This window comes from Rhizobium sp. BK376, assembly GCF_004341625.1.
In the GTDB taxonomy this organism is placed as follows: Bacteria; Pseudomonadota; Alphaproteobacteria; order Rhizobiales; family Rhizobiaceae; genus Rhizobium.
This window is the reverse complement of the sequence record NZ_SLZG01000006.1, coordinates 99905-112580: the sequence shown is the minus strand read 5'-3', so window position 1 is coordinate 112580 and position 12676 is coordinate 99905. Positions and strand designations below refer to the sequence as shown.

Genomic DNA, 12676 nt, shown 5'->3' with positions numbered 1-12676 from the left:
AAAGCCTCTCGAAAGGATGCACCAAGAAAGAAGGCGTGGGAGCACAGGGCCTTATCTCTGAAATATTGCCAGTAGCCGACCTACCAGACCCGGCGGCCGCATAAGCGTCGTGCGGATGTGATGGGCAGCCGTCGCCGCGCTCACCGTCGTACCGAAATGGCAATAGCAAACGAGGTTGTGCAGTTGATTGTCCGAGAGTTCGAAAAAGCGCTTCGCTTCGCCGTAGCTGTCATTTTCCAGGCCGGCTGCTCTGAGAATTGGATCATCAAACGCGACCGATATCGGCGAACCGTTGCCGCGCATTGCGTAGCGTTCCGCGATTGGCTGATGTTCCGTCTGGTGCAGCGTCGCCAGGGCGCGGGTGGGATTGCGCTCGAGAAGCTCCGCCCAGCGTTCTAGACGTTCAATGCGTGTGGCGGCGCGTGGGTAGTCCTGATCGATCTTGGCGACAGTCTGCAGTTGCTCAATTGCATGGTGCTTCATCTTGGCCTCCTGTTCAGACGATAGCTGGTCCATCCATTTGGGAATTCATCCCACGATAAGGGTGACTCCATTGGGCTGCGAAGTCCAATCACGATAGCACCCGGCCGGCTCTCGGTTGGCTGACGCATCCAGTCCGCGGAGATTACACGGGAGTTCAGTGACCCGGGGCTACGTTCATCATTCCCCAAGAATGAGGCTTGCTGCGCCTATCAGACCGGCATGGGGGCCGAGTTTAGCAGGGACGATGGGAACGTCGCGATAGGCAGGCATGGCACGATCGCGAACCGTCGCGACAATGGCCTCGCTCAGAAGATCGAACCCATGGGAGATGCCGCCGCCAATGACCAGTATGTCGGGGGAATAGAGGTGAAGGAGGTTGGTGAAGCCGATCCCCAGCCACAGCGCCTCCTCATTCAACAGTTCGATGGCCCGCGCGTCTCCCTTTCGCCCGGCCTCGACGACATGCCGTCCGGTAATATCCGCACCGGCCGAGAGTTCGCGCAGCAGGGAACCGTCAGCGCATTTGGTGCAGGCCGTTGCTCGTCTTCCAAGCGCGGTGCCGGAAGCGACGGCCTCAAAGCAGCCTATTGCGCCGCAGAAACAGCGCTCTCCCTCACCGGTGATCGTCATATGGCCGATTTCAGCAGCCAGGCCGCGTCTGCCATGCAAGATACGTCCGTCGGCGATGACCCCGCCGCCGATACCGGTCGAGACGGTGACGAACACCATCGAGCGTACACCGCGACCCGCGCCGTATCGCCATTCGCCGAGCGCTGCCGCATTCGCATCATTTTCGAGGCGGACGGGCAGCTGGAAACGGGTCGAGAGAATATCGGCTAGCGGCACTTCGTTCCAGCCGGCCAATGTCGGCGCTGCAATCACGACGCCGGCTTCAGGATCGAGAGGGCCGGGCGCGCCGATGCCGATGCCGATCGGAGAAAGATCAGGTGCCTTTGTTAGTATCGCGGTCGCCAATTGTTCGATCTGATCGATTACGGCCGCCGGTCCGTCGGTCGCGCGTGTGGGTACCGCCGAAAATGACAGAAGGTCTCCCGCATCGTTCACCAGCGCAGCGCGAAGCTCGGTCCCACCAAGATCGAATGCGAGGGCGACCTTTGTCACTGGAATCTGGTCTCCAGTCCATGTAGCCAGGCTATCCTGCTTCCGAGATCCTTGTCACCGAACGCAAGCGAGCCGAGCACGACGGTCTGTGCGCCCGCTGCGCGCAGGAGCGGAACGGTCTGCTCGCGGATGCCGCCATCCGCGGCCAGAATGACTTGGTCTTCGCGGTTGGCGTCTCTCAGCAGTGCGCGCGCTTCCAGCAGCCTGTCGCACGCCTTTTCCGAGAGACTCTGGCCTTTGACGCCGATCGACGTTCCAAGCAGGGTCACGAAGGCGACCTGATCGAGAAATGGCTTGACCGCGGAAACAGGCGTTTCCAGCCGTAGCACCACGCCGGCCTCGGCGCCCAGTGTCTTTATAAGGGCGATGGCGCGCAGGCCGGCCTCGCCGTTCTCGGCATGGACGCTGACGAGATCCGCGCCCGCCTCAATGAACTGGCGCACCTGCTCTTCGACGATCTCGGCCTCTACCATCAGATGGACATGGATCGGTTTGGCGGTCGATTTCGCGATGCGCGCGACGAAGTCGGGAAAGAATAGAAAGCCCGGTGTGAAGCGCGCATCGGCGACATCGATGTGATGCAGATCGACGTAGGGTTCAATGCGTTTCAGGTCGGTTTCCATATTGGCAAGGTCAGCCGACCAGAGCGAGAACTCGCCCAGCAGCCGGTTGCGGGGCAATGCGGCGATGGCTGCCGGACCTGAAAGAGGTTTGGACGGCATCATGAAGTGAGGCTCCGGATTGTTTTGGACGCAAGGAAAAGAGCGATGGCATCCCGGACCTCGGCGAAATGCCGTTCCTTGTCGGCAGCCTTGGCAGCGACCTCGACGAAGGTCGCGTTGGGGATGGTCTCGGCAAGTACGCGCGCGTATGAGAGCGGATGAATGGCGTCCTGCTGGTTGCCGATGACAAGCGTGGGAATGGCAAGGGCCGCGGCTGCCGCTTGCGAAACGCCCGGACCGTCCGACGCGATATCCGCCAGCACGGAGGCAAATTCAAACCCATTTGGTCGGTCGAAATAGCCAAGCAGGGAGGCGAAGTTGTCGGGAGAGCCTGCCTTCATCTGCATACCGATTTCGGAGCGTTCGAAAAGGCTCCTGGCCTCCTCAGGAGGATGCGAGTGGATCGAGGAGGCGACAGCGCGGGCGGCCGCCATATTGTCCGGCGCGACGTCAAACATCCAGGCAGGGCGAACGAGGACGAGTGCGGCGACGCGCTCCGAATGGTGATGGGCAAGATGCAGGGCAAGCGCCGCACCCATCGAGATACCGCCAACGACGAAGCGATCGAGCCCACGATCCTTCGCGGCGGCCAAAACATCTTCGGCAAACATTGCAATCGAGAACGGCCGCGTGCTGCCAAGCGATGATGCGCCGTGTCCGCGGCACTCGACCGTGATACGCCTGATGTCCACGGTTTCAGGAAAATTTTGCGCCACTTGCGCCTCATCGCCGCCGAGGCCATGCTGGAAGAGGACCGGAAGCCCTTCGCCGTAATCATAAACGGCAAGGCTTGCATCGTCGCGCATGAGGGTTGTCTTTTCGCCCACTAGACAAGCTCCTTGAGGAAGCGTGCGACACCGGGGGCCTCTTCGGCCGACAGGCCGTGAGTGATAAGCGGTCCATCGAAACCGACGGACTTCAGCCGAGCGATGAAATCGGGAAAATCGACCACGCCTTGGCCAGTGGTCGCGAACCGTCCGTCAGCGTAGCGATCCTTGGCGTGCGCCATGGCGATATGCCCGGCAGCCGTTTCAACAGCCCGCTGGACGATCGAAAGTGCCTCGCGCTGCGTTGCCGTCTCGAAGAGATTGGCAGGGTCGAGGACGATACGCAGCCGCGCGGAGCCCATCTCGGCAATCAGTCGCCTGGCGTCAGTGGCCGAGGTGACGATGTTCGCCTGTTCCGGTTCGATGCCGAGATCCACGCCATGCTCTTCGGCCAGAGCCAGGGCCTTCGCCATTTCCCTTGCCATATCGGCCCATGCCAGCGGATCGCCATTGTCGGGATGATAGGCCCATTGATCGCTTGCATGGCGCGTCCCCGTGCACAGCGTCACCAGCGGAATGGACAAAGCCGCCGCGGTTTCAATGACCACGGAGAGCTGGCGCAGGCCTGCCTCTCGAACCGAGATATCGGGATGAGCCATGTTGTAGGTTCCAGACAGGGCCGCAAGCGAAATGCCCGCCTTCTCCGCCGCTAAGCGCACCGCATCGATGACGGAGCCCGGCACCGCCTCCGGCATGGATGGAAGTCCGCAGCAGGCAAGATTGAACTGCGAGGTGGCGTAGCCGCTGTCGCGCACGGCAGACAAGACTTCCAGAGGATCCGTTCCGGGAAAAGTCTTGGCGAAGATACCGATCTGCATCAGACCGCCCCCGTTACCGAGGCGAGTTCGATCCGTTCGCCTGTCTCCACTGATCGCGCGATCGCCACCATCGCGCGGATGGAGGCAATGCCGTCCTCGACATCGGCGCCGCGCATCGGCACAGCGTTCAGCACCGTGTCGGCGAGGCCTTCGAGCTGCCTGCGGAAAAAGTGTCCGTCGGCGCCAAGCGGCTTTCTGGTCGTTGCATCCTTCTCGTGGAAGATCTCGACCTCGCTTGATCGAAAATACCAGGGATTGAAGGTCTTTGCGAGAACGGAGCCATTTTCGCCGTAGAGCTGGAAACCCTCGTGCCAATCCATGCGCACGGCGACTGTCAGGTCGAGGTGACCCAAGGCACCATTGGCGAATTCGGTCTCGACAAACCAGCAATAGGCGCCGGCACGCTCCAGCAGGCGCGCTCGCACGGCGACGATATCGCCGCAGAAAAAGCGGGCGGTGTCGACCAGATGCGAACCATGTGCCAGCATGAAATATTGCCGCAGATCGGCCTTGGGATTGCCGGCCGGCTTTCGTGCCAGCTTGCTGGTGACCGGGAGGGGCTGGATCGCATCGGTATTGGTATAGCGGTGTGTGGAGTCGCAATACCAGGCCTTGAGTGCAAGGATCTGGCCGATATCGTCGCGGACGAAGTCACGCGCTGCCTCAAGCGCCGGATCGAAGCGCTTCATGTGCCCCACCTGCAGGACCTTGCCCGAGCGCTTGACGGCAGCCGCAAGCTTCTCGCCTTCTTCGACCGAAACGCCGATCGGCTTTTCGCACAGGACATGCTTGCCGGCATCGAGCGCCTTGATGGACATCGGTACGTGATAGGCATCCGATGTGGCGATGATCACCGCTTCCAAATCGGGGTCGGCGAGCATGGCGTCGAAATCGCCGAACATCTTCTGCGGCTCGTAGGTCGCTCCTATGCGTGCCAGCAGGTCGGGTGCGGCGTCGCAGATCGCGTAGAGATCGGAATTCCGTGCTTTCACGCAGGATTCCAGATGGGCAAATTGAGCAATCGGCCCACACCCCAGCACCCCGACGCGAAGACGGCGATTTTCTTTCTCGATCATGGTCCCTCCTCAGGCGCCATATGCACATCGCTTCGCGACGCTGACTGAACGGCCACAATGGCCGCTCACGCAAATCCAGACATCGGGATTTCTTCGAGAGAAACGGCTATCCGCCGATCATCAGTTTGACGACTTCGTCATGCGTCGTTTCGCTGATCTTCCGTTCTCCCGCTACGATCCCGCGGCGAAGGACGACGATGCGGTCGGAAACGGCGAATATGTCCTGCAGGTTATGCGAGATGAAGATGACGCCGTGTCCCTTCGCTTTCAGCGACTTGATCAGGGCGACGACTTTCCGCTGCTCGGGGACGCCGAGAGCAGCAGTTGGCTCGTCCATGATCAAAATGCGGGCGTTCCAGTAGACCGCACGTCCGATCGCGACCGCTTGCCGCTGGCCGCCGGAAAAGTTGCTGACCGGTGCCTTCAATCTCTTCACATGGAAGTCGAGTTGCTGCATCGTCTTAGCAGCCGCATCGGCCATCGCCTTGCGGTCGATGACGGGGAGAAAGCCGAAAAGCTTCTTCATCGGTTCGCGGCCGAGGAAGATATTGGCGCCGATCGTCAAATTGTCGGCGAGCGCCAAGTCCTGGTAGATCGTCTCGATCCCCTTTTCTCGCGCATCCTGCGGCGAGGAGAAGGTGACGGCCTGGCCGTCAATCAGGATCTCGCCGGCGGTTGGCGGATAGACGCCCGAGATCGCCTTGATCATCGTCGTCTTGCCCGCGCCATTGTCGCCTGCCAGCGCAACCACTTCGCCGGCATGAACGGTCATGGAGCAATCATCCAGCGCGCGGACGGCGCCGAAGTATCGCGACAGGTTCCGGACTTCGAGGAGAGGGGCTGCACTATTCATCCTGTTTTGCTCCGCTGAACCGGCGCTGCGCCTGATCGATGAGAACCGATATGATGATGACGATGCCGACGGCGATGAACTGCCAGAACGGTTCGACATTCATGAAGACGAGACCGTATTGAATGACGGCAATGACAAGCGCGCCGGCAATGGTGCCGATTATCGTGCCGGAGCCGCCGAACAGGCTGGCGCCGCCGATGACGACCGCGGCCACGCTGTCGAGCAGCAGCGGCTCGCCGGCCTGCGCAGCGCCGGCGGTAAACCGGGCGGCATAGAGCGCGCCGCCGAGACCTGCGCAGACTGCCGACAGGATATAGAGCCGCAGGATATGGAATTTTATGTCGATACCCGCGCGCCGCGCCGCCTGCACATTGGCGCCAATCGCATAATTGTGCTGGCCAAAGCGCGTCTGGCTCAAGATGTAATGCATGATCACCACGAAAAGGATGGTGACGATGACGAGATAGGGCACGCCGTAAAAGCGGCCGTTGCCGAGTTCGGCGAAATAGGAATTCTTGACCGGCACGGTCGTGCCGCCGGCTAGAAGAAAGGCAGTACCGCGGGCAACGCCGAACATGCCGAGCGTCCCGATGAAGGGCGGTACCCTCAGACGGGAAATCAGCAAGCCGTTGATAAGGCCCGGCACAGCGGCAGCAACCATCGCAACGAGAATTCCGATGATCATCGCCACCGGCAGCGGCATATAGAGGCCGGCAACATTGGTGATATGTGCTGCGACAACGGCAGCCAGGCCCATGATGAAGCCGGTCGAGAGGTCGATGCCTCCTGAAATGATGACGAAGGTCTGCCCTATTGCGAGCAGGAGCGGCGCCACGGCAAAGACTGCAACCGACTGCCAGTTGTAGGCCGAGCCGACAAAGGTGCCGCCGAAATCAATCCGCGCCCAGATCTCAAAGATAACGACCAGCGCGGCCAGGAAGAGCCAGGCGCGCAATTGGGCGATGTAGTTGACGATGGTGTTTGTCTGGTCGGCGTGGTCTGCCTGCGGCGCCACATGCTGGTCCGCCTTGCTGGCCTCGATGTTGTCGATTGTCATGGATCAACCCAAACTCAGGCGAGACGTACGGATCGCCACGCCCTTTCCTCTACTGTGGCCAAGGATGTGCCTCGCTCCGTGAGCGAGGCACCTGACGTCATCCGATCAATCGGAGTAGATGAATTTCGCGACGTTCTTGTCGGTGACATTCGATTTGTCGATGACCGTGAAACCGGTGCCGATTGCGGTCGGGATCGAGTTGCCGGTCAGATGGGCATAGGCTGACATCACCCCATAATAGCCGATTTCGGCCGGATGCTGGGCAATCGCAAGATCGACGAGGCCGGAATTGATGTTGTCGATGATTGTCGTCGGAGCGTCGAAAGCAACAACACGGATCTTGCCGGTCTGGCCCGCCTGCTGCACGCCGTTCGCAGCGCCGAGGGCCGAGAACAGGTTGGCACCGAACACGCCGTCCAGATCAGAGTTGCGGGCGTAAACTGCCTGCAGTTGCGACGCTGCCTTGTTGGCATCGTCATCATTGTACTGCGTTTCCAGAACGGTGATGTTCGGATATTTCTTCATCTCGTCCTTGAAACCCTGCTCGCGCTGGTCGGTTGTCGAGATGCCCGGCTTGACGTTTGAAACGTAAACCTTGCCTTTTTCACCGACGGCCTTTGCAAGTGCGCGCGCAGCAATTGCGCCGCCCAGCAGGTTGTCCGAGGCGATGTAGGCGAGCGGGAAATCGGCGTCGCCGGCACCCGTCTGGTATACACCGGTGCCGATGAAAGTATCGACGGTGATAACGGGAATGCCCGCATCGAAAGCCTTCTTCAACGGCTGGATCAGCTGATCCTTGTCGGTCGGCGCGATCAGGATCGCATCCGGCTTCTTGGCGATGACGGCATCGAGAACCGGCACCTGGGTAACCGGGTTGAAGTCCGGTGCGCCCTGGAATACGAGCTGCGCACCAACTGCCTTGGCGGCGGCTTCGGCACCCTTGCGCATGGTGATGTAGAAAGCATCGGTCGTCAGGCCCGGAATAAGGGCAATCGTGAACTTCTTATCCTGTGCCTTGACGCTGCCGGCGGCGGCCACGCCAGTGGCAAGCGTCGCCACAGCGGTGGCTTTTAGAAATGAACGGCGTTCCATAATTTCCTCCTCTGGAAACCGGACCTCCCCTGTCCGGCGGAATAAATAATCACGTAGCGGGCATAAGGTCGTCAAGTAATTTTTTTCTGTAATTAATTTCTTTCTGATGAATAACAGTGCGCTTAGCCGGCTTTTATGGCGCAATATGATTATGATCTGCTCGGCGGAAAAGCGCAGACGCATCCATGACGAGCTTTGGCTGACGGCATAGCGCGGCCGTCTTCAATCCGGATCAAAAACCCCTAAAATCCAGGCCATCACTTCGTCCATGTCCGGTTCTTTGGTCTGATCAAGCATCATCACGGGACTGCATCCCATGGGTTCTGCCTGATCTGCGAGCACCACCAGTTCCGAAACATATTCAGCGCCGGGGTGGCCCGGCAGTCTGTCTTTCAACCGGCTGGCGTACCGTTCTCCTGCGACCGTCCCGGGAACCTTGCACCAAAACTCTGCGACGCGATCGACACCTGCCTTTTCGATATAGGCCTCGAGCAAGGCTTTCGACTGAAAGCCAAACCATGCATCGACGATGAATGTGGACCCCGGTGGCGCTTCACGAATTAGTGACCAGATCGCCTGATAGCTGGCCTTTCCCAATGTGCGATTAAACTCCCGGTCCACACCGCCGATATGCTCCAGGAAAGGATTCTTGATGCCATCTAGGGAGATGACCGGCCATCCGGTGCGTTGCGACAGCAATTTCGCAAGGCTGCTTTTTCCCGATGCCGGCACACCGTTGACGAGTACCACGCGCTTTTCGGCAAGGTTGCGGTCAGGCGTCAACACCGATAGGCCAGCGCCGATCACGCCCGCGTCGTCTCCGAGTTTTGCGGGCAGGATCGTCGGCCGAAACCAGGGTGCTACCACGGGAAGACAAGCGACGGCTCGTGCGGCATCGGCGCCAAGGCCGCCGCCCAGAACAATGACCTCCGGATCCATCGTCGCTGCGATATTGTCGAGGGCAGCCCGTAGCGGCGACGCCCATGCCTGCAGGACTGCCTCGGCGGCGGAGTTTCCGCTCTCAGCCATTTCAAAGACTTCGCCCACGGATGAGGCTGCCAGCCCGGCCTCGGTAATGTGACGGCGCAACGCGGTTCCGGAGCTGAAGGTTTCTACGCAACCACGTCTTCCACATGGACATAACGGGCCTTCCTGCAGGACGCAGATATGGCCCAGCTGCCCGGCCGCCCTGTGGCCGTGATAGATATTACCGTTGCTGGCAACTGCGCCGCCGATGCCTGTGCCGATCGTCAGCATCGCGACGTTTTTGTAGCCTTTGGCAGCACCGATCCTCATTTCAGCAATCAGCGCCATGCTGCAGTCGTTTTCGATGACGACGCTGTTGCCAACAATTGCCTCGAGGCGATCGGCAAAATCGATGCCGGCCAAATTCAGAATACCGCCTGACAGGATCGTGCGGCTGGCACAGTCGACACGACCCGGGATGCCGATACCGACCCCGGTTACACCAGCCATATCGAGTTCGCCCACCATCGCCGCGATACGCTCGACGACCTGCAAAGGATCGGATGGTGTCCGCTCCGACAGCTTCCTCAGTATTTCGCCCCGATCGGAGACCAGAGCGGCACGAATGTTCGTGCCACCAATGTCGACACCGATGGCGAGTTCAGGCATTTGCTTTCTGTCCCCGGTCGATGCCTGCAGACCGGGCGCCTTTAAAATGGGCCGCGATCACAGCCTGAATTTCACGCAGTCGCGGAACCGCGACCGATTCCAGTCTATCCTTGGTGATCGACCGGTCCAGCGAAATGCAGTCCTTCCACAGAGAGCGGCCCGCGATCACGCCGGAGGCTCCGTTGCGCATGGCATCCTCGACCTGGCTCAGGAACGTCGAATGGTCGACGCCGGCCGACAGGACAGCCCACGGCACGTCGCCTGCGAGCCTTGTGACTTCCGCGCAGGCTTCCGGAGTGCCGGGATAGGGGATCTTTAGGACCTTCGACCCGCAATCCAGGCAAATTTTGCTCCCGCCGACGATCAGCGATGGCAGCTTCGCCTTGTAGTCGGCCTCGTCTTCGCCATCGAACCTGTATGTCAGGAATTCGACGACGAGCAGCAGATCCTCGTTTGCGAAGTCCTCGATGCATTGGCGCAGGATCTTGATGTTATGAACGTTGGCTTCATCCCGATCCGAGCGCAGATAGACCATGATCTTGCCGCCGGTTGCCCCAAGTTGGCGGACACGTCGGGCGGAAATGCCAGGAACCAGCTTGGAAAGGCGATAGCCTTCCGGCGACGTATCCCACCCGGAGGCGTCCAGGCCGATCAGAAGTGCGGTTTCGCGTTGAATGATACGATCATCCACCAGGGCTGGAACAGCGCAGATCGGATCGACAAGAACACAGGAGGCCTTGCTTGCAAGAAATTTCGCGATGTCGGCCTTTGTGTCACCGAGGGTTTGGTCGGAGATCGCCGCTTGCGCCTCCGGTTCCTTCGCAAGCAGGCTGCGCATACCGCCGCGCTGATCACAGGCGATAACCATCATGGCTCCGTCACTGCCGCAGATTTGCTGGTAGCCACGCATCTCCGCTGTCGTTAATCTCGACATCTGTTCCTCCCTGCTAGCTTATCCGAAATAGGACATTGAATGAACATCCCGCCCTCCTGCGCCGCATAGTCGTTGCGAGAACGGCCGTTTTGAGCGATAAATCCCTCATGTCCGGAATGTGTAACACATTGCAGAAAGGAATTTCAACCTGAATCCGTCTCAGACCAACGAGGCTGCGGCAAACCGCGCGCTTCTGCACATGGTTGCGAAGCTGCACTACCAATCCGACATGTCGCAGGTTGATATCGCCAAGAAGCTTGGCCTATCGACGGCTACGGTTTCGCGGTTGCTCAGCAAGGCGCGCCAGGCCGGGATCGTCCGGATTGAAGTCATTGATCTTTCCTCCTCGGAGGATCTGAGCGCGGGGCTCGTCGAAGGCTTGAAATTGAGCAAGGCTGCCGTGATAGACACGCCGCCTTCCAATGTTCTCAGCGCACTTGCCCAGCCGGTGGGAGCAATGCTTCGGCAAGCGGGGCTGCGTTCCGGTTCGACGCTCGGCGTCGGCTGGGGACGGGCGGTTCGGGAAGTAACGCTTGCCGGCTTACCGCGTTTTCCCGGCATAGCAGTCACCGCCCTGAATGGAGGAATGCAGCAGGCCGCCCCGCATTTCCAGATCAACGAATTCGTGCGCCAGGCGGCGGAACAGATGGGCGGTGTACCGCACTTTCTGCACGCTCCTTACATTTCGTCATCCGAATTGCGTGACGCGTTCCTCGCCGATCCGACGGTGCAGCAGGTGACGTCCCACTGGGACAGGCTCGATGCGGCTATCGTCGGCGTAGGTCTGACGCATGCGGCAAATCCGTCCGAGGCGACGGCGGCCCTCCCGGCGGAGAAGGCATTGAGCCTCGCGGCAGGCGATGTTCTGCGCCACTATGTCACCGAAGCAGGCGAAATCCTTCATTGGGATGGTGAAGACCGTATGATCGCCGCATCCCCGCAGCAACTGCGGCAAACGCCTTTGACCATCGCGGTTGCGGCGACACCTGCCAAGGCGGCAGGCATTATCGGTGCGGCTCGATCAGGGATGATCAACGCTCTCGTTACGGACGCTAATACGGCGCAGGCCGTTCTCGATCGCTTGTCGCTGGCGGAGAAAGGTTAGGGCCACATCTCGGAACCTCGCCTTCAGGCGATATCGTAGTTCCAAGGAAAAAACGGCCTGATAGGAGGATGCCAATGGAAATCGATCCGAAGCGGATCACGATCGGGTTCGTCGGGACGGGAACGATTACGGAAGCGGTCGTCACCGGACTGTGCAAAACAGAGTTTCGCGACACCCCGATCATAGTGTCGCCTCGTAACGAAAGCATTGCCGCCCGCCTTGCGGCGGCGAACCGGAACGTGTCGATCGCTTCAGGCAACCAGGATGTCCTCGACCGATCCGACCTCGTATTCGTGGCGGTGAGGCCGCAGATTGCCGAGGAAGTCGTCCGTGAACTCCGATTTCGGCCGAGCCACCATGTGATCAGCTTCGTCGCAGCCACGCCACTCGATCGACTGCTGGCGTGGATCGGTCAGCCTGTTAGGGTGAGCCAGGCCATTCCGCTTCCGTTCGTCGCCGATCTCCAGGGCGCGACCGCTATCCATCCGCCGGACGAGGTTTCAAACGCTGTCTTCTCGGCGCTCGGCACGGCGGTTCAGGTTGAAAGCAAACGAGAATTCGATCTTCTCGCTGTGGCGAGCGCCATGATGGGCACCTATTTTGGCATCCTGGACGCGACGGCGAACTGGCTGGAGAGCCAGGGTCTTCCGAGGGCCGCCGGCGACGCCTACCTCCGTCAGCTGTTCTCCGGTCTCGACCATGCCGCTCGATCAAGGCCAACTGCGAGCTTTGAAGACCTCATCGGCGAGCATTCGACCAAGGGCGGGTTGAACGAACAGGTATTGCAGGACTTTCGCGATTTCGGCGGGACCGCGGCGCTGCAGAAGGGCCTTGATCGCGTTCTTACGCGCATTCGTCCCGTAGAAAGCAAGCTCTCCTGAAGTCCGAACGAGGGTGCGTTGGCCTTGCTCGATCTGCACAGGGTCTGTTTCCCTGGGCCGTTGCGTGTCAC

General features: G+C 60.2%; 13 protein-coding genes. 2 read left to right on the top strand and 11 right to left on the bottom strand.

Annotated elements, in window-relative coordinates:
* Positions 1-51: 51 nt before the first annotated feature.
* The 11 genes from EV561_RS16895 to EV561_RS16845 all read right to left on the bottom strand — a co-directional run bounded on the left by EV561_RS16895 (position 52) and on the right by EV561_RS16845 (position 10619).
* The gene (locus EV561_RS16895) at positions 52-483 is read right to left on the bottom strand and encodes a hypothetical protein (RefSeq protein WP_132523459.1); all 432 of its coding nucleotides are present in this window, start codon (positions 481-483) and stop codon (positions 52-54) included.
* A 177-nt stretch (positions 484-660) separates the two neighbouring features.
* A complete protein-coding gene (locus tag EV561_RS16890; protein ID WP_132523458.1) occupies positions 661-1605 on the bottom strand; it encodes an ROK family protein in 945 nt (314 codons plus the stop codon).
* Complete coding sequence (locus EV561_RS16885) at positions 1602-2327, bottom strand: ribulose-phosphate 3-epimerase (protein WP_132523681.1); 726 nt, start codon at positions 2325-2327, stop codon at positions 1602-1604. The genes EV561_RS16890 and EV561_RS16885 overlap by 4 nt, the downstream gene beginning before the upstream one ends.
* A complete protein-coding gene (locus tag EV561_RS16880) occupies positions 2327-3154 on the bottom strand; it encodes an alpha/beta hydrolase (RefSeq protein ID WP_165927828.1) in 828 nt (275 codons plus the stop codon). The genes EV561_RS16885 and EV561_RS16880 overlap by 1 nt, the downstream gene beginning before the upstream one ends.
* Positions 3154-3972, bottom strand: coding sequence for a sugar phosphate isomerase/epimerase (locus EV561_RS16875; RefSeq protein WP_132523457.1), 819 nt, complete (start codon positions 3970-3972; stop codon positions 3154-3156). Before EV561_RS16875 ends, EV561_RS16880 begins: the two co-directional genes overlap by 1 nt.
* Complete coding sequence (locus EV561_RS16870; RefSeq protein WP_132523456.1) at positions 3972-5048, bottom strand: Gfo/Idh/MocA family oxidoreductase; 1077 nt, start codon at positions 5046-5048, stop codon at positions 3972-3974. Before EV561_RS16870 ends, EV561_RS16875 begins: the two co-directional genes overlap by 1 nt.
* Before the next feature lie 106 nt (positions 5049-5154).
* Positions 5155-5901: an ATP-binding cassette domain-containing protein gene (locus tag EV561_RS16865; protein ID WP_132523455.1), complete on the bottom strand. Its 747-nt coding sequence runs from the start codon at positions 5899-5901 to the stop codon at positions 5155-5157.
* Complete coding sequence (locus tag EV561_RS16860; RefSeq protein WP_132523454.1) at positions 5894-6958, bottom strand: ribose ABC transporter; 1065 nt, start codon at positions 6956-6958, stop codon at positions 5894-5896. Before EV561_RS16860 ends, EV561_RS16865 begins: the two co-directional genes overlap by 8 nt.
* A 105-nt stretch (positions 6959-7063) precedes the next feature.
* Complete coding sequence (locus tag EV561_RS16855; RefSeq protein ID WP_132523453.1) at positions 7064-8050, bottom strand: substrate-binding domain-containing protein; 987 nt, start codon at positions 8048-8050, stop codon at positions 7064-7066.
* A 222-nt stretch (positions 8051-8272) separates the two neighbouring features.
* Entirely contained in the window at positions 8273-9685 is a 1413-nt protein-coding gene (locus tag EV561_RS16850) for an ROK family protein (RefSeq protein WP_132523452.1), read from the bottom strand.
* Positions 9678-10619 (bottom strand): tagatose-bisphosphate aldolase, encoded by a 942-nt coding sequence (locus EV561_RS16845; RefSeq protein WP_132523451.1) that lies wholly within the window; start codon positions 10617-10619, stop codon positions 9678-9680. The genes EV561_RS16850 and EV561_RS16845 overlap by 8 nt, the downstream gene beginning before the upstream one ends.
* A gap of 199 nt (positions 10620-10818) precedes the next feature.
* Between EV561_RS16845 and EV561_RS16840 the strand changes: the two genes are divergently transcribed.
* Both EV561_RS16840 and EV561_RS16835 read left to right on the top strand, forming a co-directional pair.
* Positions 10819-11724, top strand: a complete 906-nt coding sequence (locus EV561_RS16840; RefSeq protein ID WP_132523450.1) for a sugar-binding domain-containing protein — start codon at positions 10819-10821, stop codon at positions 11722-11724.
* Positions 11725-11798: 74 nt separating this feature from the next.
* Positions 11799-12605, top strand: coding sequence for a pyrroline-5-carboxylate reductase (locus tag EV561_RS16835; protein WP_132523449.1), 807 nt, complete (start codon positions 11799-11801; stop codon positions 12603-12605).
* The last annotated feature ends 71 nt before the right edge of the window (positions 12606-12676 follow it).

What these genes read in the sequence shown, in the direction of transcription:
- EV561_RS16885 (WP_132523681.1), bottom strand. Translation starts at nt 2,327, where the DNA reads ATGCCGTCCAAACCTCTTTCAGGTCCGGCAGCCATCGCCGCATTGCCC.
- EV561_RS16875 (WP_132523457.1), bottom strand. Translation starts at nt 3,972, where the DNA reads ATGCAGATCGGTATCTTCGCCAAGACTTTTCCCGGAACGGATCCTCTG.
- EV561_RS16850 (WP_132523452.1), bottom strand. Translation starts at nt 9,685, where the DNA reads ATGCCTGAACTCGCCATCGGTGTCGACATTGGTGGCACGAACATTCGT.
- EV561_RS16870 (WP_132523456.1), bottom strand. Translation starts at nt 5,048, where the DNA reads ATGATCGAGAAAGAAAATCGCCGTCTTCGCGTCGGGGTGCTGGGGTGT.
- EV561_RS16860 (WP_132523454.1), bottom strand. Translation starts at nt 6,958, where the DNA reads ATGACAATCGACAACATCGAGGCCAGCAAGGCGGACCAGCATGTGGCG.
- EV561_RS16845 (WP_132523451.1), bottom strand. Translation starts at nt 10,619, where the DNA reads ATGTCGAGATTAACGACAGCGGAGATGCGTGGCTACCAGCAAATCTGC.
- EV561_RS16865 (WP_132523455.1), bottom strand. Translation starts at nt 5,901, where the DNA reads ATGAATAGTGCAGCCCCTCTCCTCGAAGTCCGGAACCTGTCGCGATAC.
- EV561_RS16895 (WP_132523459.1), bottom strand. Translation starts at nt 483, where the DNA reads ATGAAGCACCATGCAATTGAGCAACTGCAGACTGTCGCCAAGATCGAT.
- EV561_RS16840 (WP_132523450.1), top strand. Translation starts at nt 10,819, where the DNA reads ATGGTTGCGAAGCTGCACTACCAATCCGACATGTCGCAGGTTGATATC.
- EV561_RS16855 (WP_132523453.1), bottom strand. Translation starts at nt 8,050, where the DNA reads ATGGAACGCCGTTCATTTCTAAAAGCCACCGCTGTGGCGACGCTTGCC.
- EV561_RS16835 (WP_132523449.1), top strand. Translation starts at nt 11,799, where the DNA reads ATGGAAATCGATCCGAAGCGGATCACGATCGGGTTCGTCGGGACGGGA.